We start from the raw sequence: 19,909 nt of genomic DNA, 5'->3' as shown, positions 1-19,909 counted from the left end.
AAAATCACCCAACTCCACGAGGACCAACGTCTTTGGGATTTTTCCGTTACCCTTCACGGAAACATAACTCTTTGGGTCTTGGTTGTTTTGTTGTTGAGCGCCACCGAATACCTTTTTCTGGTTCCGGTGATGGTGGTGGCGCAACTCTTCCCCGCCAAGCGACTCTGGATCATGGGCATCGGCGGCGGCGGACTGTTCCTGCTTAAAAAACTCAATCAGCTCCAGGTGTTCCAGACCTTCTGGTTCGCTTTCGATGCCGCGATCATCATCGGTCTGATCTATCTGCTCTACCGGGTCTCCCTGTCGTTTTCCAGACTGCCGAAAATCGTCAAGAGCAATCCCCAGGTCGCCCTGCACCTTCTGTTGTGGCTGGCCATCATCGTGATCTTCTATCTGCCGGACGATTTCCGTCAGAATCCAGCCTGGGTTTTCACCGCCAACCTGAACGTCTGTCTGATCTTCTTTTCCTTTCTGGTCTGGCGTCTCGGCTTCATGCTCTATTCGGGCAAACGGGGATCGATCAAGAAAACCAACTTCCTCGAACATCTCACCTACTGCCTCCCCTACCTGGGCTCGAGCCAGGTGCCGTTCGGCAAGGGGTTGGAGTACCTCAACTCCAAAATGGCCGACGGGCGCCTGGATCTGGCCAAGGCCCAGATGGCCGGTCTCAAGCTGCTTGTGCTCGCTTTCATCTGGGATCAGAGCCTGGATGTGCTCGACTGGCTTTTTTTCAGTCATGATCCCAACCTCCCACCACTGTTCAGGCTCTACCACATCACCGAACTGATCGCCATCAGCGCCACCACGATGCCGCATCTGGCCGTGGTCTGGAGCAGTCTGGTCATCGACATGGTGTACGAAACCACCCAGCTGGCCATCTACGGACACATGATCGTCGGCTGTCTGCGTCTGTTCGGTTTCCATGTCTTCCGCAACACCTACAAGCCCTTGCTGGCCAAGAGCCTGATCGACTTCTGGAACCGGTATTATTTTTATTTCAAGGAGCTTCTGGTCGATTTCTTCTTCTTTCCGATCTATCTCTCCTTTTTCCGCAGCCATCCCAAGCTGCGCATCTTCGCGGCCACCATGGCCTCGGCCTGTTTTGGAAACTTTTATTATCATTTTCTGCAACATTTCGACAGACTGATGATCAGCGGCGAGCCCCTCAACTTCGCCAAATTCTCCTCCTACCTGTTCTACACGGCCGTGCTCGGACTGGCGATCTTCCTGAGCATCCTGAAAGAACAGAACCAACGCGGAAAGGAGCATGCCGCCACTTCGTCCACCTGGACGACGGTGCGCAAGATTGCTGGCGTATGGCTTTTTTTCACCATTCTGCGTATCTGGGACCACGGCAACTCCTCGTTCATGACCGATACCACCTTCTTTTTTGCCATTTTCGGCATCCGTTTGTAATTTGACAGGATGGGGGGATAACCCCCACACCCCCCGTACCATGGACCTCCCTGGCGGGAGTTCCATGGTGATCCACCCTCTTGCATTGAACGCCCCCGAATGCGGATGAACAGCCCCAGCCCGATCAACATCGCCATTGGATTCCATCAAAGCGCCCTGCGTCGGGGCGACCATCTCGCCCTGTGCGTGGGGGGCACGACGTTCCGTTACGCCGCGATCCTGGAGCGGGTATTGGCGCTCGCCTCGGCCATCGAAGCGCACGACCCTGACCCGGAACAACCGACGGTGGGGATGTTCGGCTATCGCAGTGCGACCGCCTATGCCGCCGTGTTGGCGATTCTGTATGCCGGCAAGGGATATGTACCGCTCAACCCGCACTTCCCGGTGGCGCGCAACCTGCGCATCGCCGATCTGTCCGGAATCGGGATGTTGATTCTGGATGGCCGGTGCGCGGAGGGTGCGCAAGAACTTCTGGAGCAGATGCCGCGTCCATTGACCGTGCTCATGCCGGATCACGCCGTTCTGCCCGAGTGGACCGCGAACCAGTCGAGACATCGTTTCATCAGCCAGTCCGAGTTGGCCGTGGTTCCCAGAACCATCCGCGAACCCAAATCTCCCAACCACGGCATCGCCTATCTGCTCTTCACTTCGGGCAGCACCGGGATTCCCAAGGGGGTGATGGTTTCCCAGGAGAATGTTCAGGCGTTCGTGGAGGGGATGATCGAGCGGTATCGTCCCACTCCGGAGGATCGGTTTTCGCAGCACAGCGACATGACGTTTGATGCTTCGGTGTATGACCAGTTCGTCTGCTGGGCTGCGGGTGCGACGCTTTATCCGGTGCCTGAAGAGCAGCGCATGGCCCCGGCGAAGTTCATTCAGGAGCATGGGATCACCTTTTGGGAGTCGGTTCCGGCGGTGATCGATTTCATGCGGCGCATGCATCTGTTGCGTCCTGGTGCGTTTCCATCGTTGCGTTGGACGGTGTTTGGTGGTGAGCGACTCGGACGCGAAGCGGCGCGGCGCTGGCAGGTTGCCGCTCCCAACGCCGTGATCGACAACAGTTACGGTCCCACCGAGGGGACAATCTGCGTCACCGGCTACCTCTGGCGTGGCGATGTTTCGGATGGGGAGTGTCTCAACGACATCGTGCCGATCGGTCTCCCCTATCCGGGTCAGATGGCGGCGTTGTTGGTCGATGATCGACTGATCGCCAACGAGGATGGTGCGCGTGGGGAGTTGTGTCTGGCGGGTTCGCAGGTGACGCCGGGGTATTGGCGCAATCCCGTCGAGACCGAAAAGAGCTATCGGGAGATGTCGGGACCGGACGGGATGGTGCGGCGTTGGTACCGGACCGGGGATCTGGTGGAGTGGCGTGACGGGGTGGGTTACCACTATTTGGATCGTGTGGACCGGCAGTTGAAGATCCGAGGTTATCGGGTGGAGTTGTCTGAGATCGAGCATGTGTTGCGTCAGGTTGCCGGAAGCGAGCAGGTCGCGGTGATCGGCTGGCCGCCACGCGGGGGGAATGTCACGAGTGTGGTGGGATTTGTGAGTGGTTCGAAGGTCGCGGACGAAGAGATTCTGGCCGAGATGGCGCGGCGTTTGCCACCGTACATGGTGCCCAAACAGTTACAAAGGTTATCCCAATTGCCGCTCAATGCCAACAACAAGGTGGATTTGCCCAGGCTGGTCGAGTTGGTGGAGGGGATGACGGGGGGATGACGCGCGCACAAACCGGCAGGGTCCGGGGCGTAAAAAAAGCATGGGCGCGGTGTCCTGCGACCCGTTCCCCCCCCTGATCGAACCGTGCTTACGGTTTTTCCGTACACGGCTCTCCGATTTGACTTTGAACCCTTTTAATAACTTTAATAATTAATCATCACAACCATTCCACCCGCCCCCTCCACATCCTCTACATCCTCCCCGCCCATTTTTCCCCCTTGACACCCCACACCCCACCTCTCTATCGTCTCCCCCCATGCCGCAAGGTTCCCCACCCGCAAGGGAGGGGTGAAACGGGAAGTCCGGTGGAAGATCCCTCTTCAAATCCGGCGCTGCCCCCGCAACGGTGATCGAGTCAAGGCGAAAATGGATGGATGCCACTGCCCAAAAAGGGTGGGAAGGCGATTTTCGCTGACCTGGGAATGCCCCCCCATGTCGCTCGTCAGCCCGGAGACCGGCCTTGAGGTGATTTTTTAAGTCGCGTCGCGCGGGGCGGCGGCTTGGAAAACCCTTGCGCCTGGCTTTCCGACGGTTTTTCCAGCAGTTTCCGTTCTTTCTCCCCTGATCCGCGTGGACGCACACCCCCCCTTGTTCTCGATGCGGGAGAGCTCGAGAAACAGATCCGGAGGAACGCCCCATGCGTCGGATTTCCTGTTTGTCCTTGTTATGCCTTGGTTTCATCCCCCCCACTGACGGCCAAACCGCCGAAACCACCACCCTCGATGAGATGGTGGTCACCGCAACCCGCTTCCCGGCCAAACGCTCGACCATTCCAACCCAAATCACCACCATCAGCCGCGAAGAGATCGCCGAAAGCCACGCCACCTCGATCCCGGACCTGTTGCGCGGACAGGCCGGACTCCATGTCGTCGATATCACCGGCAACAGCCGCTATTTCAACGTGGATCTGCGCGGCTTCGGCGAAACCTCGGGGTACAATACCCTGGTGCTGGTCGATGGACGACGCATCAATCAGGCTGACCTGAGCGGCGTGGACTGGTTGCAAATCCCTCTGGCACGCGTTGAAAAAATCGAAATCATCCGTGGCGGATCGGCTGGCGCACTCTACGGGGATAATGCCACGGGAGGGGTCGTGAACATCATCACCCGTTCGGGAGGTCAAGAGTCGGGGCGTGAGATCCAGTTCGAAGCCGGGAGTCACGGCCTGGCCACCACACGCATGCACCTGGACGAAACTCACAACGATCTCTCCTACGCCTTGAGTGCCGGGTTCAAGAATCTGGACGGATTTCGCGACAACAGCGATCTGGAAGCCCGCGATACCGGCCTGAAACTCCGCTATCAGGCCCATGACGCCCTGGCGCTGAACTTGAGCGCCGGCTATCAGACCGACACGTCACGCCTTCCCTCCGCGATCAAGGAGAGCGATCTGGCCAAGGGAATCAACAGAAAAGCCACCACCACGCCCAACCAGTCCGCCGAGGTGACCGACTATCATATCCAGATAACCCCGGAGTTGCGTCTTTCCGAACACGCGCAATTCACCATGGATCTTTCCAAACGCAATCGGGATCAACTGTTCAATCCCTTCAACTTTCGTTCAGAAATAGACAGTTGGATGCTGGCACCCAGGCTGCGGATCGACCGCGCCTGGGGCGGAATCAACGATCAGGTGACCGTGGGGCTGGATTATCAGGATGTCGAGGCACGCATCGGCAGCGACGATCTGGGCAAAGAGTCCCTGGGAATCTATGCGCATAATGAACTCCGGTTGTCGCCTCAATGGACATGGACGCAGGCGTTCCGCCACGATCGGGCGGAATTTCAATTCGCCGCCTATCAACCGGATCGGGTACATCGGAACGAGCAGTCCTACTCCACGGGCATCGCCTATGAACCCGATGCCAGCAATCGACTGCACGTCAATTTTTCCCGGAGCTTCCGCTTCCCGTTGCTCGATGAGTTCTTCGTGTTCGACACCACGACCTTCATGGTCAACGTCAATACGGCGATTCGACCGCAACAGGCTCAAGAGTGGCAGACCGGTTGGCGGCACACCTGGAACCCCACGCTCAAGGGGGAGATCAATCTGTTTCGTGTCGTGACACGGGACGAGATCTACTACGATCTCATGGCTGGGGTGAATACCAACCTGAATGGCACGGTGACCCGCGACGGTTTGGAGCTGCAAATGGAAAAGCAGTTCGAATCCTGGTCCCTGACCGGTTACACGACCTGGACAAAAGCGGAAATCGACTCCGGCACCTATGCCGGCAAACGGATGCCCGGTGTTGCCGGCTTCAAGGGAGGCGGCACGCTCCGCTATTTCCCGTGGGAACAACAGACCTGGGAGCTGGATGGTCGCTACATCGGATCACGCCCTTACATCAGCGACTTCGCCAATGGCTACGGCGAACAGGCTGGATATTGGCTGCTGGATGCGAGCGTGCGTCATCAATGGTCCAACACGACGGGCTGGTTGAAGGTGAACAACCTGACCGGACGCGAGTATGCGGAGTTCGGCGGCTTGAGCTTCGGTTTTCCGCCCGAGCGGGGCTGGTTCGCCTCGCCGGGACGGACCTTCCTGGTGGGGGTCACGTCGCACTTCTGAGCGGTCACCGCCCGCGACGCTGGCGCGCCTGCGCCATCTGATCGCAAAGCAGCTCCGCGCCATCCAGGATGCGCGGGGTGTGGCGCTGGAGCAGGTCCGGGGGAACGAAGAAAAGGTTCCCCCGGCGCACGGCCAGAAGCGGGCTCCAGCGCTGCCAGCGATCGAGCCACTCGGGTCGCGAGGCATCCATGCCGCTGGCCACGATCGCCTCCGGATCGCGGGCCAACACCGCCTCCAGATCGATCACCGGAGCCAGTCCGGGCAGGTCGGCGAAGATGTTTTCACCGCCGCACAGGCGGATCACGTCGCTGATCAGATGGTCGCCGTTGACGGTCATGAGCGGCTCGTGCCAAACCTGGTAGAAAACGCGAACCGGTTCACCCTGACGCGGACGCGAACGCAACCGCTCCAGCCGCTCCCGAAACGCGGCGGCCTGCTGGTCTCCCTGATCCTTGTGACCGGTCAGGGAGGCCAGCGTTTCGAGTGCCGCCGGGATGTCATCCAGACGGCGCGGATCCAACAGCCAAACGGTCAATCCGAACCGCTTGAGGCTCTCCAGCAGGTGTTCCGGATTGCCTCCCGGCCAGCCGATCACCAGATCCGGACGGGCGGCGATCACCGCCTCGGGATCGAAACGATCGTAGCCGCCGATGCGGGGAATGGCACGGGCATCCGGGGGGTGGTCGCTGTAATCGGCCACCGCCACCAGTTGCCCGCCGGCACCGACAGCAAAAAGCAGCTCGGTGAGGTTTGGGGCAAGGGCGACGATGCGCCTGGGAAATGGCGGATCGGTCGGTGCGGCGACGACCGCCCCACACCAGCCCAACCACAAGATCAGGAGCAGACGCGCCAACCGACCGGCATCACCCCTCCACATGACCGGTTCCCACATACCGTTCGATGGTGGCCAGCAGAACCCGCTTGCGCACCGGCTTGGAGAGGTGGGTATCGCAACCGGCGTCGAGACTTTGGGCGATGTTTTCGGTCAAGGCATAGGCGGTGAGGGCCACGATCGGCAGATGCCGGTCGTGGGGCTCTTCGGCACGCCAGATGCGCGTAACGGTCAAACCATCCATGACCGGCATCTGCACATCCATGAGCACCAGATCGAACGGTTCATTCCGCAGGCAGGCCAGGGCCTCGGCGCCATTCTCGACCATGACCACCTCATAGGGCGTTTTTTCCAGGTAAGCCCCAAAGAGCAGGCGGTTCTCCTCGGTATCATCGGCCAGCAGAATGCGGGGGCGATGGGATAGACGCAGCGCCTTGGGCATGGATTCGGCGGAGCGTCGCTCCTGTTCCGCCTGTTCGTATTCGGCCCGGGAGGAGAGCATCAGGGGCAGCACGACACGAAAGGTGGAACCCGCGTTCGGTTGACTTTCGACCTCGATCGTTCCCCCCATCTTGATGACCAACTGCTTGACGATGGCCAATCCCAGACCCGTGCCGCCGAAGCGTCGGGTAATCGAGGTGTCGGCCTGGGCAAAGCTGTTGAAAATCCCCTCAAGACGATCCGGCGGAATGCCGATGCCGGTATCCCGCACCGCGAAGCTGATCCAGATCTGCCCCTTGACCGGAGACGGTCCCCCAGGCGAATCGACGGGCCGGACCGTCAGGTAGATGGAACCGGTCTCGGTGAACTTGATGGCGTTGCCGAGCAGATTCAACAGAATCTGTCGCAAGCGCATCGGATCGCCCCGCATGGCCTCGGGAACCGAGGGCTCGATGCCCAGATGGAGCGTCAGTCCCTTTTGGCGCGCGCGGGCGGATTGAATTTCGCGACACACCTCGAGCAGTTCCGGGAGCAGGAATGGGACGTGATCGATGCAGAAACGCCCGGATTCGATCTTGGAAATATCCAGAATGTCGTTGATCACGCCGAGCAGATTCTCCCCCGCGGAACGAAAGATGCGCACGTAGCCGCGTTGCACGTCGTTCAACTCGCTCTCCCAAAGGATGTCCGCCATGCCGAGGATGGCGTTCAACGGGGTGCGAATCTCGTGGCTCATGTTGGAGAGGAATTCGCTTTTGGCTTGATTGGCCGTCTCGGCCAGCTCCCTGGCCTGACGCAGACGACGGTTCCAATGGAGGATCGCCCCCAGAACCAAAGCGATCAGAATCACACTGACCAGGATCCAATACCACACCTCGCGCCAGTCGATGCCGAACTCGTAGCGGATCGCCAGCCAACGGTTCTTGATGGCCGCCTTGTCCTCATGGGTCATGGCGTCGAGCGCCCTGTCGAGGGCGGTGACCACCTCGGACGGCAGATGTTTGCTCACCCCGATGGCCAGTGTGAAGCTGTAGGGTGTGGGGGCGACGATCTTCAGATTCGTCAGGCCCATCTGATCGATGGTGTAGGTGATCGAGCCGAGATTGTCGATAAAGGCGTCCAGATCTCCGGAGGAGAGATCCATCAACCCCTTTGCGAGGCTCGAATAGAGGATGGGGGTCAGCTCCGGATGGTCCTGTTGCAGATGTTCGTGGATCACGTACCCCTGCAACACGCCGAATTTCAACCCGATCAGGTCGCCGATCCCCCCGATGAAACGCCCATCCTCCTTGCGGGAGATGATCACCGCCGGAAACTGGATGTAGGGCTTGGTGAAACGGATGTAATGGGCACGCTGTTCGGTGGGGGTGATGGCCGGGATCAGATCGATCTCTCCGGTGCGGATCTGCGCCAACACCTGGGGCCAGGCAAGCCCCTGAACGGGTTGCGCCGTGAATCCGAGGCTCTGGGCCAGATGGCCGATGAAGGCAGAGGCAATGCCGGCGTATTGGCCCTGGGCATCGAGAAACTCGATCGGCGGCCAGGCTGGATCGATGCCCAACCGAAGGGTCTTGCCACGCAGGTTGACCAACGCCTCCGAGACGGACAGATCATGGGCATGCGGGAGGGTGGATGCATCGAAATCCCCGTCCGGGTCGTAGGCGCCGACCGGAATGGGAAAGGCAAGCCAAACGCCCAAAGCCAGGGTCAGGATGCGAAGCGCGACGAAAAGGGCGGGATGAAACATATCCGACGACTTGTATCCAGAAATGGCGCATTGCCGAAATTGCATGATAATTCCGCTCTTCCCACTCTGTCAACGCTTGGACAAGCGTTCCAATTTCAAGTAAAACTGCCGCCAGTATCGACCAACTTAGCCTGATGGGGGGGGAAGAACCCCCTCCCCCCCGTACCATGGACCTCACCTTCGGGAGTTTCATGGTACCGGGGGGCTGTCGTGATGGGGATGAAGAAATGGCCATGCATCTGATTCTGGGCGGGGCCCGATCGGGGAAGAGCACGCTTGCCACCCGGTTGGCCGAGGCGAGCGGACGGCAGGTGACGTTGATCGTGACGGCGCGGGCCGAGGATGCGGAGATGGCCACGCGCATCGAACGACACCGGGCGAGTCGCCCGACCGGCTGGCAGGTGATCGAGGAGCCGTTGGCCCTTGGAGAGACGCTGCTGCGCCATGACGGAGCGGACCGGTTCCTGGTGGTGGATTGCCTGACCCTCTGGTTGACCAATCTGTTACTGGATGCGAACCCGACCCGTTACCAGCGGGAGCGCCAGGCGTTGTCGGCGGCGTTGAACCAGCTATCCGGTGAGCTGGTGCTGGTGAGCAATGAAACCGGGCTCGGCGTGGTGCCTATGGGCGCGCTCAGCCGTCAATTCGTCGATGAGAGCGGCTGGCTCCACCAGGAGCTGGCCCGCCTGGCCGATCGGGTGACCCTGATGGTGGCCGGACTGCCCATAACCCTGAAAGGAAACACCCCATGAAACCCCTCTGGCTCAACGAGCCCTTCCCCTGCCCCTCCCTGGAACACGAAACCCGCGCCAAGGCACGACAGAATCAATTGACCAAGCCCCCCGGCTCCCTGGGAGGGCTGGAAACGATCGCCATCCGGATCTGCGCCCTGCAAGGCCGGGATTCCCCCAGCCTCGACCGGGTACGCATCGTGGTGTTCGCCGGGGATCACGGCGTGGCGAAGGCCGGCGTCTCCGCCTATCCCCAGGAGGTGACACGGGAGATGGTACGTAATTTTTCCCGAGGTGGAGCCGCGATCAACGTTCTCGCCCGCCAGATCGGCGCCTTTCTTGAGGTGGTGGATGTGGGGGTCGTCGCGGACCCGGGACCGCTTCCCGGTGTGATTTCCCGTCGCGCGGGGGATGGAACGGCGGATTTCCGCACCCAACCGGCCATGACCGGGCAGTCTCTGCGCATCGCCTTCGAGGCCGGAGCCGAGGCGGTGGAGCGGGCACGGGCGACAGGATGTGACCTCTTCATCGGCGGGGAGATGGGCATCGGCAACACCACCGCCGCCACCGCCCTGGCCTGCGCCCTGCTCTCCGAGACGCCGCGACGTCTGGCCGGTCCGGGCACCGGTCTGGATTCAGCCGGGGTGGCACGCAAGGTGACCGTGATTGAACAGGCGTTGACGGAATATGCCCGGACCTCACATGACCCGTGGGAGACGCTGCGTCATCTGGGCGGTTTCGAGATCGCCGCCCTGACCGGATCCATGCTCGCGGCAGCCCGAAGTGGCCTGCCCGTGCTGGTGGATGGCTTCATCGTGTCGGTGGCCGCGCTGCTGGCGGTGCGTCTGCGACCCGAGACGCGACCCTGGCTCCTCTTCGCCCACGAATCCGCCGAACCGGGTCATCAAGCCGTGTTGACAGCCCTTGAGGCCGAACCCCTGTTGCGGTTGGGGATGCGTCTGGGCGAGGCGAGCGGGGCGGCTCTGGCCGTGCCGTTGTTGCGCTGCGCCTGCGCCCTGCACCGGGAGATGGCGACCTTTGCCGAGGCCGGCGTGTCGGGAGGCGCATGATCCCGGATCCATTGCAAAGGCGTTCGCGCCACGCGCCAATCAGAGGCGGTTTGGCGATGGCCTCCCTGGAATCACCAAACCAGCGCGAAGCGGAATCAAGCGCGTCGCGCTTCTCAAATTGCCGCGCAATCTGGCCGGCCATGAATGCGTCGGCTGTTTGGCCTGTGCCGAACGGCCTCTCAAGAGATCACTTTGCCAAATCCAACCCGACCATGATAGTATAGTGAGCCCGGTGGCATCTGCGAAATCGTTGCAAGCCATCTCCGCCAAATGGGGGGGGCCTGAATCGTTACGAAATCTTTGATCAAGGCGCATTCAACCCATGTTCGTCTTTCTGGATATCGGTTTCACGCTGATCGGTGGCCCGGCGGTCGGGCCCGCCGGCTGGTTGATGCGCGAACTCGGCTTGCCGCCAGAGGCCAGGGAGCCCCTGAAGGGGTGGCTGTTCCACACCCCCCTGACCGGACCCGACACCCTGGCCGATCGGTTGAGCCAGACCTTCGATCGGGATCCGACGATGACCCGCACGGTGGTGGCCGGCTTCTGGGAACAACAGATCCAGGATGCCCACGAACTCCCCGGCGCCCGCGCCCTGCTTTCCCGCCTGGAGGCGGAACGCATTCCCCACGCCTTCATCACCAACATCTGGACCCCGTTTCTGCTCGGTTTCGCTCGGGTGTTCCCCGAGGCGTACGAACGTGTGCCGGTTTATGCATCCTGTCGGTTGGGAATCTCCAAGCCCAACGAGGCGATCTATCAGCACGCCCTCAATGCCGCCGGCGTCCGGCCCGAGGAGGCGGTGATGATCGGCGACACCTTGGCCATGGATATCGAACCGGCACAACGACTGGGCATCAAAACCGTCTGGCTGCTGCACCGACCCGACAAGGAGCGGGAGGATCTGGTGGCGGTGCTCAATGGGGAGAAGGCGCGACCGGATCTGACCCTGGCCGGAATCGACGCGCTGCGCGTGGCGCATTTGCGCGCCTTGTTGGACTGATAAATAAACCGGTTTATATAAACCGGCTCACATATGGAGGACTCATCTTGAAGATCACCCGCATTGAAACGATCGACGAAGGCGAACTGTTGGCCCGTTTCGCCACCACCCGCCTCAAAGGACACGGCCAACCGCTGATCTATGGCAACGCCCGCCTGGAACTGGTGCGCGGGGTCGATCCGTCCACGCTCTACCCCGCGCAACGCTACGTGCTCAAGCAGGATCACCAGCGGCTGCACGACCTCTACCACCTTTTCAGGATGCGCGGCATCGACATCTTCAACCTCGATGGCGGACTCTTCTTCTGGCTCGCCGATCCCGAAGCGCCCCAGGGCGAGGAGGGACCGATCCCCCTGATGCCGCCGGTGGTGGAACTCTCCCACGAACCGGACGGACGGGTGCTGCCCCTGATCAACGACGGCATGCATCGGGTCTATACCGCCATGCGCCTGGGGGTGCCGATCAACATCGTCCTGGCGCATGACGTGCCGCGCGAATACCCTTATTATGCCTTCGCGCTGGAGAACGGCTGGAAGGATGTGGTGGAACTCGAGGAATTGCCGGAAAACTTCGTCAAGAAGAGCTATCGGGATCCAGAGCAGTACAAGGCCCTGTTCCGCGACTTCAACGCGGTGTTCGAAGGCATCCAGAAGCAGCGCAAACAGACCAATCCGGCCTCGTTGCGCGCCTGACCCCCATCGTTATCCTGGAATTGGAGACCTCCCATGCGCCTGTCGGACCAGGACATCCAAAAAGCCCTCGAAAGCGGACGGATCGTCATCGACCCCTTGCCGCCTGAATCCTGCTTTGGATCTTTTTCCATCGATGTCAGTCTGGGAAACCGGTTTCGCACCTTCCGGCACGTCCGCATGCCCTACCTGGATCTGGCCGATTCGAAAAGCATCCATTCGGTCTCCGATGCCTGCATGGAGGAGATCGTTCTCGGCGATCAGGAGCGATTCTTTCTGCATCCGGGAGAGTTCGCCCTGGGCATGACCCGTGAGCGGGTCGGCATCGGCGAGGATCTGGTCGGCTGGCTGGATGGACGCAGCAGTCTGGCCCGACTCGGGTTGATGGTCCACATCACCGCCCACTCCATCGATCCGGGCTGGGATGGCCACATCACCTTCGAATTCTTCAACGCCGGACGTCTGCCTTTGGCCCTGCATCCGGGTTTGCGGATCGGTGCGATCTCATTCGAGACCCTCTCTTCGCCCACCACCCGTCCGTATGGAAAAAAACATGGGGCCAAGTATCACGGTCAGCAGGGACCGTTGTCGAGCCGGTTGGGACTGGATGAGGTCTAGAACTCCCTCTGGTGGATGATCCACCGGGTGACGTGGGCGCGCAGCTCGGCCTTGTTGTTGCGATGGGGTTCACGGCTGACCAGTTCCACGAGATCGGCCTGCAAATCCCGCAGCCAGCGACCCGGCGGAAGGCGCACCATGTCGAGGATTTCGCCGCCGGAAAGCGGGAGATCCTCGGGGCGGAGGCGTTGTTCGGCACGCCGCACGGCGTGACAACGGTCGCGAATCTCCTGAAAATGAAGCTCCTCGTCGATGCGCTGACTCTCCGGAATGGCCGGATTGGCCGCGGTGAGGGCCTGCATCAATCGATAAACCCCCTCAAGCGGGATGTGGCTGGTGAGATAACGCTTGAGCTGCCGGTCCGTGGGATTGGTGCTGGTGTTGAGGTTGCGCAGCAATCCGAGGATCCGTCGCGAACGACGCTTGGAGAACTCCAGGGACTCGAGACGGCGGTTGATCTGGGCCAGACTGTGTTCCATGTGGTCGTGGGAGGTGAGCCGGGAGAGACCATATCCACCCAACAGGATCGCCCAACGCAGATCCAGGAGCGAGATCTCTTCGCCGTCCGCCGGCGCGGAGATGGCCAGGGTGGCATCGATCACCTGTCTCCAGGGGGTGTCTCCGACCGCATGGTTCTCCTGATGTTTAAGCGAGGCCAGATGAGGCAGAACCTGATCGCCGAGGGGCGAGGCGAACAGCAGGCGCAATTGGTTCTGGCTCTCCTCATCGGCGAGCGGCAGGGAGAGGATGCGATCCATCTCCTCGCGGATGAACTCCGGGATGATCGCCTCCAGGGTGGTCTGGGTGGCAAGGGTCAGATCGCGCGCATCCATCGGTTGGCCAAGCATCATGGCGAACCGGAAGAAGATCAGGGCTCGCAACGGATTCTCGCGCAGGGTATCCTGACCGTTGACCAGATGGATCGGACCGTTGAGCAAATCCTTGCGTCCTCCGAACGGATCGACCAGAGGTCCGTTCGGCCAGGTGTAGGCCATGGCGTTGACCGACACATCCCGGTGCAGCAAATCCTCCTCAAGGGTGGCGGGATGGCCGGGACGGCTGCGGAAGCAGGCGATGTCGATCAGTTTCGGGTGGGACCAGTCCTTGAGGGGCACGATCAGGCTGTTGTGTTTGTGTCCCATGACCGCCTCGTGGTGGTCACCGCGATGCAGACGCTTGCGGCATTCGGTCAAGGGGCGCGCCACCAGGAGTTCCAGGGTGTTCGGGAGCGGTTTGCCGAGAATGCCGCACAGCGGTGCGTCGCCGACAAGGTAAATCGGTCCGATCAGGCGCTGGATGTCGTCCAGGATGGAGCGGATGAAGGGTGCGAAAGCGTTGGGAAAGGATGGGATCATGGCGTCCATGGTGATTGTTCCGAAAGATACATTAGACCCTCTCACCGTCCACGTCAATGGCGAACCGGGGCCAGGACGACCGATGACGGTGTTGACCATGGGATGCCGGGTGAATCAGTTCGAAAGCGCCCTGTTGGAACAGGGTGGAACCGCGCGGGGATTTCGTCCGGCGTGCGCGGGGGAACGGGCCGAACTGGTGGTGATCAACACCTGTTCGGTCACCGCGGAGAGCGACCGGCAGGCGCGACAGCTGATCCGGCGGGCCCATCGCGACCATCCGGGGGCGCGCATCGTGGTGACCGGCTGCTATGCCCAGAACGCCCCGGAGCGGGTGGCGGAACTGGACGGAGTGGATCTGGTGCTCGGCAATGGGGAGAAGGAGCGCTTCTGGGAGATTTTCGACCGCTCCGGGCCAGCGGAACCGCAAGAAAAGATCCAGGTTGGCGATGTGGCCGAGCTGACCCGCGTGCCGGAACGGGAGACGGTGGAACGGTTCGGCGAGCGGGCCAGGGCTTTTTTGCAGGTGCAGGATGGATGCGATCGCGCCTGCGCCTACTGCGTGATCCCGCGACTGCGCGGCCCGAGCCGCTCGATCGCGCCACGCCAGGTACTCGAGCAGGCGCGACGCTTCCTGGCCTCCGGCTATCGGGAGCTGGTGTTGACCGGCGTGAATCTCGGCGCCTATGGCCGCGATCTGGAAGGACGCCCCACTTTGGCGGAGCTGGCCGGCCTGCTGCTGGCCGACCTGCCGGACGAGGCGAGATCGGGGAAGTCCCGTGCGTCGCGCCCCGGTGATCCCGGCGCCTGGCGGCTGCGCATCTCCTCCATCGATCCGTTGGACATCGATGCCGGTCTGTGTGACCTGCTGGCGCGCGAGATGCGGTTGTGCGGCCATCTGCACCTGTCGATCCAGTCCGGGGACGATCAGATCCGCCGGCGCATGGGACGCGGACGCGGACGCGACGAGGTTTTGGCCCGCATCGCCAGGGTGCGCGTCGCCCGACCCGACCTGGTTCTGGGCGCGGACTTCATCGTCGGCTTTCCCGGCGAATCGGAGGAGGCGTTCGAACAGACGCTGGCCCTGGTACATGAGGCCGATCTGACCCTGTTGCACGTCTTCCCCTACTCGTCCCGCCCGGACACCCCGGCAGCCGCCCTCCCCGCCGCGCTGCTGGTACCCGGCGAGCAGATCCAGTCCCGCGCCAAACGGCTGCGCCAGGCCGGCGAAGCGCGGCTGACCCAACTCCTCCACGGTCGGATCGATGCCCGCGAGGTGATGCTGGTCGAAAATCTGGAGAACGGAACCGCCACCGGCAAAAGCGGGGGGTTTTTATCCATGCGGGTGCCAGATGCACAGGAGGCCTGGCGCGCTTCTCTGCTGCCCGTGCTGGTCGAAGGGGTGGATGAAGGAAGCGGATGCCTGATCGGTCGGGTGACGGCGTAGCCGGTTTCAAGGCTTCGTCCACCGGTTATCAACAGGGTTATCCACAGGATGTGTGGATTAATGAAGGGTTGAACAGGCTTGTGGATACCCTGACCCCAAGGCTTAAAGAAGCGTGCGCATGGGTTTGGTTCGTTCCAAGAATACCAGGCCAGAAACGATCGTCAGACGCATGGTGCCTGGAATGGGCTTTCGGTATCGACATGCACCATGCTCAACAATCATGGTCGATGTCGAAAGCTGTTTGCGCGTCCTCCCCTCGCTTGTCGTGAGGGGAGGACGGACAGAAGGCGAACCCGAGACCATCAACCTGGAACCCTGCATGAAAGTCGATCGCTCCCTTGGCAGGTTGCATACTCACGCATTCGGCAGGGTCTCGAACAGCCGGAAGCGGTTTTCCAGAAACCAGTTGTTCACCTCCTCGGCGCGGGCGGCGTATTGCAGGCGGATATCCTCAATGACCGCCTGACGGCGCAAGAATTCCGTCTCGGAGATGCGACCCGAGGCCCGATCGGCCCGATCCGCCAGGGTCATCACGCTCAACCGCATGAAGACCGCGCTTTTCGAGCCCGGCATGGACCACACCTCGTGCAGCGCGTCGAAAATGGTCCAATAGGCTTCGCGGGGCACGTCCGGCGACGGCGGCGCGGGTTTCAACCGGTCGATGTAAGCCTCGTCGTTGGCCACCTCGCGCACCTTGCGCACCCCATTCAGTGCGTGATCCTCCAGGGCCACCCACCGCTCCGGGATTTCGGCTGGATTCTTGTCCAGTTCATGGACCTCGCGGTTCCTCGTCTGTCGCACCCCGCCGATGATGTAATCCTCAAGCGGGATCCAGGCATCCAGATCATCGTCTCTCTTCATGGTTTTCAAGGCTCCTCGGCACGGTTGGGAACATCGGGTGCATGTAGCCTTTTCGTCCGCAGGAGTCGAACACATGAGCGATTCTTGGTCAGGAAGATACGTATGACGCGCGCGGGAAGGTCTTCGGAAGGCGTTCTCCGGGGAGCGCAAATGGCGCCCAGAGCGATCCAGATCAGACGGGAAGGCGGAAAAACCAGTCGCGCGGGCGGGAGACCGGGTTGACTGGACAGGGGTCAGGAGAAATCGAACGGCAACTTCTCACCGCCCAGGCGGACCACGCCGATCACCTCGTTGCCGCACCCCTTGAACTCCACAGCGTGAAAACTGAACATCATCGCCATGGCAATGCCGCGACCATGGTTGTCAAAGGCCCGTTCCGGCTTCAGGGTGAGATAATCCTGCCAGTCAAAGCCGTGTCCCTGGTCGATGATGCGGAAACGAATCTCCTCCGGGTTCCTTTCGATGCGCACCCGCACGAATTTGGGAGCGTTCTCCGGCAACTCCAGACGCTCCTCGATCAACAGATCCCACCCGTCCAGGGTGGTCATGGCGCGGGACTTGTCCTCGTAGGTGATCCCGAGGTTGCCGTGTTCCACGGCATTGATCAGAAGTTCCGACAACCCCATCACCACCTGATTGGGATCCAGACAGATGTTGGCCAGCGCGGCGGCCAGATCCTTGGCTTCGTTCAGGGTGCGAAAATGGAACTCCCCCTCCCAGATCATCCCCAGAACACCTTGCGTTTGACGCACCGCCACGCGCAACGCCTGATGACGCACGAAATCGGCCACCGCCGCGTGCATGATCGAAATCAGCGTGCGACGGTCGAACGGTTTGGTCAGATAGTAGAACGCACCGGCCTGGGTGCCGGCGAAGATGTCATCCTCCGTGGACATCGAGGTCTGCATGATCACCGGAACCCCCTGCAAGGTGGGGTGCTCCATGATCCGTTTCAACACCTCCATGCCATCCATGTTGGGCATGATGCGGTCCAGAAGGATCGCGGAGAAGCGTTCGGGTTGCTGCCGCAGCTTGTTCCAGGCATCCACGCCGTCGGTGGCGGTCAGGGTATCGTAGCCCGCATCCTGAAGATTGGAAACGAGGATCTGGCGATTGATGAAATCATCATCCACCACGAGGATGGTCGGTTGAACGGACATGCGGGTTCCTGCCATGCCTGAGCTTGGGGCTTAAAGAGTTCCAGACGAATATCGCAAATCTGGCAACCTTATACCACATCCCGGAGGATATTGCCAGGAGCATGAATCCGTTGTGGACAAACTCACCATGAATGGTGGAAACTGTGCGATATAAGGTATGGGATGGACCATGCGGCTGAATCTTTGAGGAGGAGAATCGCGATGAAACGCAGGGCATTCATGCAGTCCGCCGCGTTGCTGACGGCCAGCGGCCTTTCGGGCGCGGCCCTGGCCGCGACCGGTGAAGGGGAGCCCGGCAAGGAGAAGGCGCGCGTCAAGCGTTACGGCGAATTGGGCAAAACCGGCATCCGCATGAGCGACATCTCCTTTGGCGCGGGACGACTCACATCGAGCGCCCTGGTGTTGCGCGCCATCGATCGCGGCATGAACTACTTCGACACCGCCCCGGACTACGGCCAGAGCGAGGATTACATCGGCGAGGCGCTGGCCAAGGCCAAGGGGCGCGACAAGATTCACATCGCCTCCAAATACTGCCAACCCATGGCCTACACCGCCGGCAAAAGCCATCTCCAGGTCGGCACCACCAAGGCCGAATACATCGCCGCCGTGGAGAACAGTCTCAAGCGACTCAAGACCGATCATCTGGATTCGGTCTTCGTGCATGCCCTCGGCGAGACCCCGGATTTCGAAAAGGAAAAAGCCCGCCTGCTCGATCCGGAAATGCTCGCCGCCACCGAGGATCTGAAAAAAGCCGGGAAAATCCGCTTCCTGGCCGCCTCCTCCCACGGTCCGAACCACATGGAAGCCCTGATGACCGAAGCGGTCCGTTCCGGTCACTTCGACTATATCATGCCCGCCTTCAACTTCATGAAGTTCCCCAAGGTGCCCGAAGTGCTCAAGGAGGCCAAGAGCCGCGGCGTCGGGGTGGTGGCCATGAAGGTGCTGGCCGGGGCCAAGGATGGCAACATGAAGTTCGATGCCGGCCAGTTCGAGCAGGCCGCCTTCAAATGGGCCCTCTCCCATCCGGAGGTGAACGGACTGGTGATCACCATCCAGTCGGCCCAGGATCTGGATCTCTATCTGCCCGCCTCGGGCCAACCCCTGACCGCCGCCGACCAGCGGGTGCTCGATCACTATGCCGCCCTGTACGACACCGAATACTGTCGCACCGGCTGTGGGGATTGTCTGGGGGCCTGCGAACGGGGTGTGGATGTGGCCTCGATCCTGCGCTATCAGATGTATTTCGCAGATTACGGCGATGAAAAACGGGCCATGCAATCCTATGCCGCCCTCGACAAAAACGTGGATGCCTGCGCCGGATGCACGGATGCCGCCTGCGAACGGGCCTGTCCCCATCGTCTGCCGGTGCGCTCCAGGCTCGAGGCGGCCCATCGTTCCTTAAGCCTGTCGTTCGTGGCCTGACACCATGGTCGTGCGCGTGGCCAGGCGCGGTCAAACGCCGCCTTCCCGCGCCACGCCGTGAGTTCCCAACCATGTGGCGTCCCTTCCTGATCGCCCTGGGGCTTCTGACCCGCATCCCGGCCCCCTGGCGCGGAGCGTTGGCCACGCCGCGTGAACTCGGGCATTCGGTTCTTTTCTATCCTCTGGTGGGCGCGCTCATCGGGGCGCTGTTGACGTTGTTCGTCATCCTGTTGCCAACCGGACTCGATGCCGGGATAAAGGCCGCCCTCGTGGGGATCGTCTGGGTGTGGTTGACCGGCGGGTTGCATCTGGAGGGGTTGGCGGATAGCGCCGATGGCTGGGTGGGCGGTCTGGGGGATGCGTCGCGCGGCCTGGAGATCATGCGCGATCCGCGCAGCGGACCGGCAGCTCTCATGGCCGTGACCTTGCTCGTGCTGCTCAAGTGGAATCTGGCGCGGGTGGCGATCGCATCCGGAGATCCGGCCATCTGGCTGATCGCCCCGACCCTGGGACGCCTGGGGATCGTGCTGCTGTTCGCCACCACCCCGTATGTCCGCGCCGGCGGCATGGGCGAGACCGCCGCCAGGGAGATGCCGCGCGGGTGGGCCTTCGTGCTCGCCGTCGGGATACTGCTCGGGGCGGGAGGGTTCGGGTCGGGTTGGGTGGTGTTGGTGGCCGGCGCGGTGTGGTTGACCGTGCGACGGGCCTGGATGCGTCGTTTCGGCGGGGTGACCGGCGATCTGTCCGGTGCGACCTGCGAACTGGTGGAAACCTCGGTGATGCTGGCCTGGGTGTGGTGATGACGATTCAAGAACGGTCCTGGAAGGGA

At 61.5% G+C, this 19,909-nt stretch carries 16 protein-coding genes and 1 riboswitch; of the genes, 11 read left to right on the top strand and 5 right to left on the bottom strand.

The window, feature by feature from the left end; translation table 11 throughout:
- Positions 1-93: 93 nt before the first annotated feature.
- From ACOY6C_RS03840 to ACOY6C_RS03830, 3 genes are all read left to right on the top strand, one after another.
- The gene (locus ACOY6C_RS03840; RefSeq protein ID WP_420904153.1) at positions 94-1,416 is read left to right on the top strand and encodes a hypothetical protein; all 1,323 of its coding nucleotides are present in this window, start codon (positions 94-96) and stop codon (positions 1,414-1,416) included.
- Between the two features lie 105 nt (positions 1,417-1,521).
- Positions 1,522-3,138 carry an AMP-binding protein gene (locus ACOY6C_RS03835; RefSeq protein WP_420904152.1) on the top strand — a complete coding sequence of 539 codons (1,617 nt, stop codon included), beginning with the start codon at positions 1,522-1,524 and terminating at the stop codon, positions 3,136-3,138.
- 247 nt (positions 3,139-3,385) lie between these two features.
- Positions 3,386-3,615, top strand: a riboswitch (cobalamin riboswitch).
- Between the two features lie 178 nt (positions 3,616-3,793).
- Positions 3,794-5,710 (top strand): TonB-dependent receptor, encoded by a 1,917-nt coding sequence (locus tag ACOY6C_RS03830; protein WP_420904151.1) that lies wholly within the window; start codon positions 3,794-3,796, stop codon positions 5,708-5,710.
- A 4-nt stretch (positions 5,711-5,714) separates the two neighbouring features.
- On the opposite strand, the gene ACOY6C_RS03825 is transcribed toward ACOY6C_RS03830, so the two are convergent.
- Entirely contained in the window at positions 5,715-6,587 is an 873-nt protein-coding gene (locus ACOY6C_RS03825) for a cobalamin-binding protein (protein ID WP_420904150.1), read from the bottom strand.
- The gene (locus tag ACOY6C_RS03820; RefSeq protein WP_420904149.1) at positions 6,574-8,730 is read right to left on the bottom strand and encodes an ATP-binding protein; all 2,157 of its coding nucleotides are present in this window, start codon (positions 8,728-8,730) and stop codon (positions 6,574-6,576) included. The genes ACOY6C_RS03825 and ACOY6C_RS03820 overlap by 14 nt, the downstream gene beginning before the upstream one ends.
- 233 nt (positions 8,731-8,963) lie before the next feature.
- Here ACOY6C_RS03820 and cobU point away from each other — a divergent pair, with 233 nt between their 5' ends.
- From cobU to dcd, 5 genes are all read left to right on the top strand, one after another.
- Positions 8,964-9,482 carry a bifunctional adenosylcobinamide kinase/adenosylcobinamide-phosphate guanylyltransferase gene (gene cobU, locus ACOY6C_RS03815; protein WP_420904148.1) on the top strand — a complete coding sequence of 173 codons (519 nt, stop codon included), beginning with the start codon at positions 8,964-8,966 and terminating at the stop codon, positions 9,480-9,482.
- Positions 9,479-10,531 (top strand): nicotinate-nucleotide--dimethylbenzimidazole phosphoribosyltransferase, encoded by a 1,053-nt coding sequence (cobT, locus tag ACOY6C_RS03810; RefSeq protein ID WP_420904147.1) that lies wholly within the window; start codon positions 9,479-9,481, stop codon positions 10,529-10,531. The genes cobU and cobT overlap by 4 nt, the downstream gene beginning before the upstream one ends.
- A gap of 322 nt (positions 10,532-10,853) precedes the next feature.
- Positions 10,854-11,531 carry an HAD family hydrolase gene (locus tag ACOY6C_RS03805; RefSeq protein WP_420904146.1) on the top strand — a complete coding sequence of 226 codons (678 nt, stop codon included), beginning with the start codon at positions 10,854-10,856 and terminating at the stop codon, positions 11,529-11,531.
- 47 nt (positions 11,532-11,578) lie between these two features.
- Positions 11,579-12,223, top strand: coding sequence for a hypothetical protein (locus ACOY6C_RS03800; RefSeq protein ID WP_420904145.1), 645 nt, complete (start codon positions 11,579-11,581; stop codon positions 12,221-12,223).
- Between the two features lie 33 nt (positions 12,224-12,256).
- A complete protein-coding gene (dcd, locus tag ACOY6C_RS03795; protein WP_420904144.1) occupies positions 12,257-12,838 on the top strand; it encodes a dCTP deaminase in 582 nt (193 codons plus the stop codon).
- Here dcd and ACOY6C_RS03790 read toward each other — a convergent pair.
- A complete protein-coding gene (locus ACOY6C_RS03790) occupies positions 12,835-14,202 on the bottom strand; it encodes a tRNA nucleotidyltransferase/poly(A) polymerase family protein (protein ID WP_420904143.1) in 1,368 nt (455 codons plus the stop codon). The two genes, dcd and ACOY6C_RS03790, sit on opposite strands and share 4 nt — an antisense overlap.
- Positions 14,203-14,275: 73 nt before the next feature.
- On the opposite strand from ACOY6C_RS03790, the gene mtaB reads away from it, so the two are divergent.
- The gene (gene mtaB / locus ACOY6C_RS03785) at positions 14,276-15,637 is read left to right on the top strand and encodes a tRNA (N(6)-L-threonylcarbamoyladenosine(37)-C(2))-methylthiotransferase MtaB (RefSeq protein ID WP_420904142.1); all 1,362 of its coding nucleotides are present in this window, start codon (positions 14,276-14,278) and stop codon (positions 15,635-15,637) included.
- Between the two features lie 354 nt (positions 15,638-15,991).
- On the opposite strand, the gene ACOY6C_RS03780 is transcribed toward mtaB, so the two are convergent.
- Together ACOY6C_RS03780 and ACOY6C_RS03775 are read right to left on the bottom strand one after the other, a co-directional pair.
- The gene (locus ACOY6C_RS03780; protein ID WP_420904141.1) at positions 15,992-16,498 is read right to left on the bottom strand and encodes a hypothetical protein; all 507 of its coding nucleotides are present in this window, start codon (positions 16,496-16,498) and stop codon (positions 15,992-15,994) included.
- A 233-nt stretch (positions 16,499-16,731) separates the two neighbouring features.
- Complete coding sequence (locus ACOY6C_RS03775) at positions 16,732-17,658, bottom strand: response regulator (RefSeq protein ID WP_420904140.1); 927 nt, start codon at positions 17,656-17,658, stop codon at positions 16,732-16,734.
- A 201-nt stretch (positions 17,659-17,859) separates the two neighbouring features.
- Here ACOY6C_RS03775 and ACOY6C_RS03770 point away from each other — a divergent pair, with 201 nt between their 5' ends.
- Positions 17,860-19,080 (top strand): aldo/keto reductase, encoded by a 1,221-nt coding sequence (locus ACOY6C_RS03770; protein ID WP_420904139.1) that lies wholly within the window; start codon positions 17,860-17,862, stop codon positions 19,078-19,080.
- A 71-nt stretch (positions 19,081-19,151) separates the two neighbouring features.
- The gene (locus tag ACOY6C_RS03765) at positions 19,152-19,880 is read left to right on the top strand and encodes an adenosylcobinamide-GDP ribazoletransferase (RefSeq protein WP_420904138.1); all 729 of its coding nucleotides are present in this window, start codon (positions 19,152-19,154) and stop codon (positions 19,878-19,880) included.
- Positions 19,881-19,909 lie beyond the last annotated feature (29 nt).

Source organism: Candidatus Magnetaquiglobus chichijimensis, from assembly GCF_045865675.1.
Classification (GTDB): Bacteria; Pseudomonadota; Magnetococcia; order Magnetococcales; family Magnetaquicoccaceae; genus Magnetaquiglobus; species Magnetaquiglobus chichijimensis.
Note: the sequence above shows the minus strand (reverse complement) of the source record. Positions and strands in the feature narration are given on the sequence as shown.

Bases quoted from the DNA above. Each gene is read 5' to 3' on its own strand.
- ACOY6C_RS03835 (WP_420904152.1), top strand. From the start codon at position 1,522: ATGAACAGCCCCAGCCCGATCAACATCGCCATTGGATTCCATCAAAGC.
- ACOY6C_RS03820 (WP_420904149.1), bottom strand. From the start codon at position 8,730: ATGTTTCATCCCGCCCTTTTCGTCGCGCTTCGCATCCTGACCCTGGCT.
- ACOY6C_RS03765 (WP_420904138.1), top strand. From the start codon at position 19,152: ATGTGGCGTCCCTTCCTGATCGCCCTGGGGCTTCTGACCCGCATCCCG.
- ACOY6C_RS03775 (WP_420904140.1), bottom strand. From the start codon at position 17,658: ATGTCCGTTCAACCGACCATCCTCGTGGTGGATGATGATTTCATCAAT.
- ACOY6C_RS03825 (WP_420904150.1), bottom strand. From the start codon at position 6,587: ATGTGGAGGGGTGATGCCGGTCGGTTGGCGCGTCTGCTCCTGATCTTG.
- mtaB (WP_420904142.1), top strand. From the start codon at position 14,276: ATGACGGTGTTGACCATGGGATGCCGGGTGAATCAGTTCGAAAGCGCC.
- ACOY6C_RS03770 (WP_420904139.1), top strand. From the start codon at position 17,860: ATGAAACGCAGGGCATTCATGCAGTCCGCCGCGTTGCTGACGGCCAGC.
- cobU (WP_420904148.1), top strand. From the start codon at position 8,964: ATGCATCTGATTCTGGGCGGGGCCCGATCGGGGAAGAGCACGCTTGCC.
- ACOY6C_RS03780 (WP_420904141.1), bottom strand. From the start codon at position 16,498: ATGAAGAGAGACGATGATCTGGATGCCTGGATCCCGCTTGAGGATTAC.
- ACOY6C_RS03790 (WP_420904143.1), bottom strand. From the start codon at position 14,202: ATGGACGCCATGATCCCATCCTTTCCCAACGCTTTCGCACCCTTCATC.
- ACOY6C_RS03805 (WP_420904146.1), top strand. From the start codon at position 10,854: ATGTTCGTCTTTCTGGATATCGGTTTCACGCTGATCGGTGGCCCGGCG.
- dcd (WP_420904144.1), top strand. From the start codon at position 12,257: ATGCGCCTGTCGGACCAGGACATCCAAAAAGCCCTCGAAAGCGGACGG.
- cobT (WP_420904147.1), top strand. From the start codon at position 9,479: ATGAAACCCCTCTGGCTCAACGAGCCCTTCCCCTGCCCCTCCCTGGAA.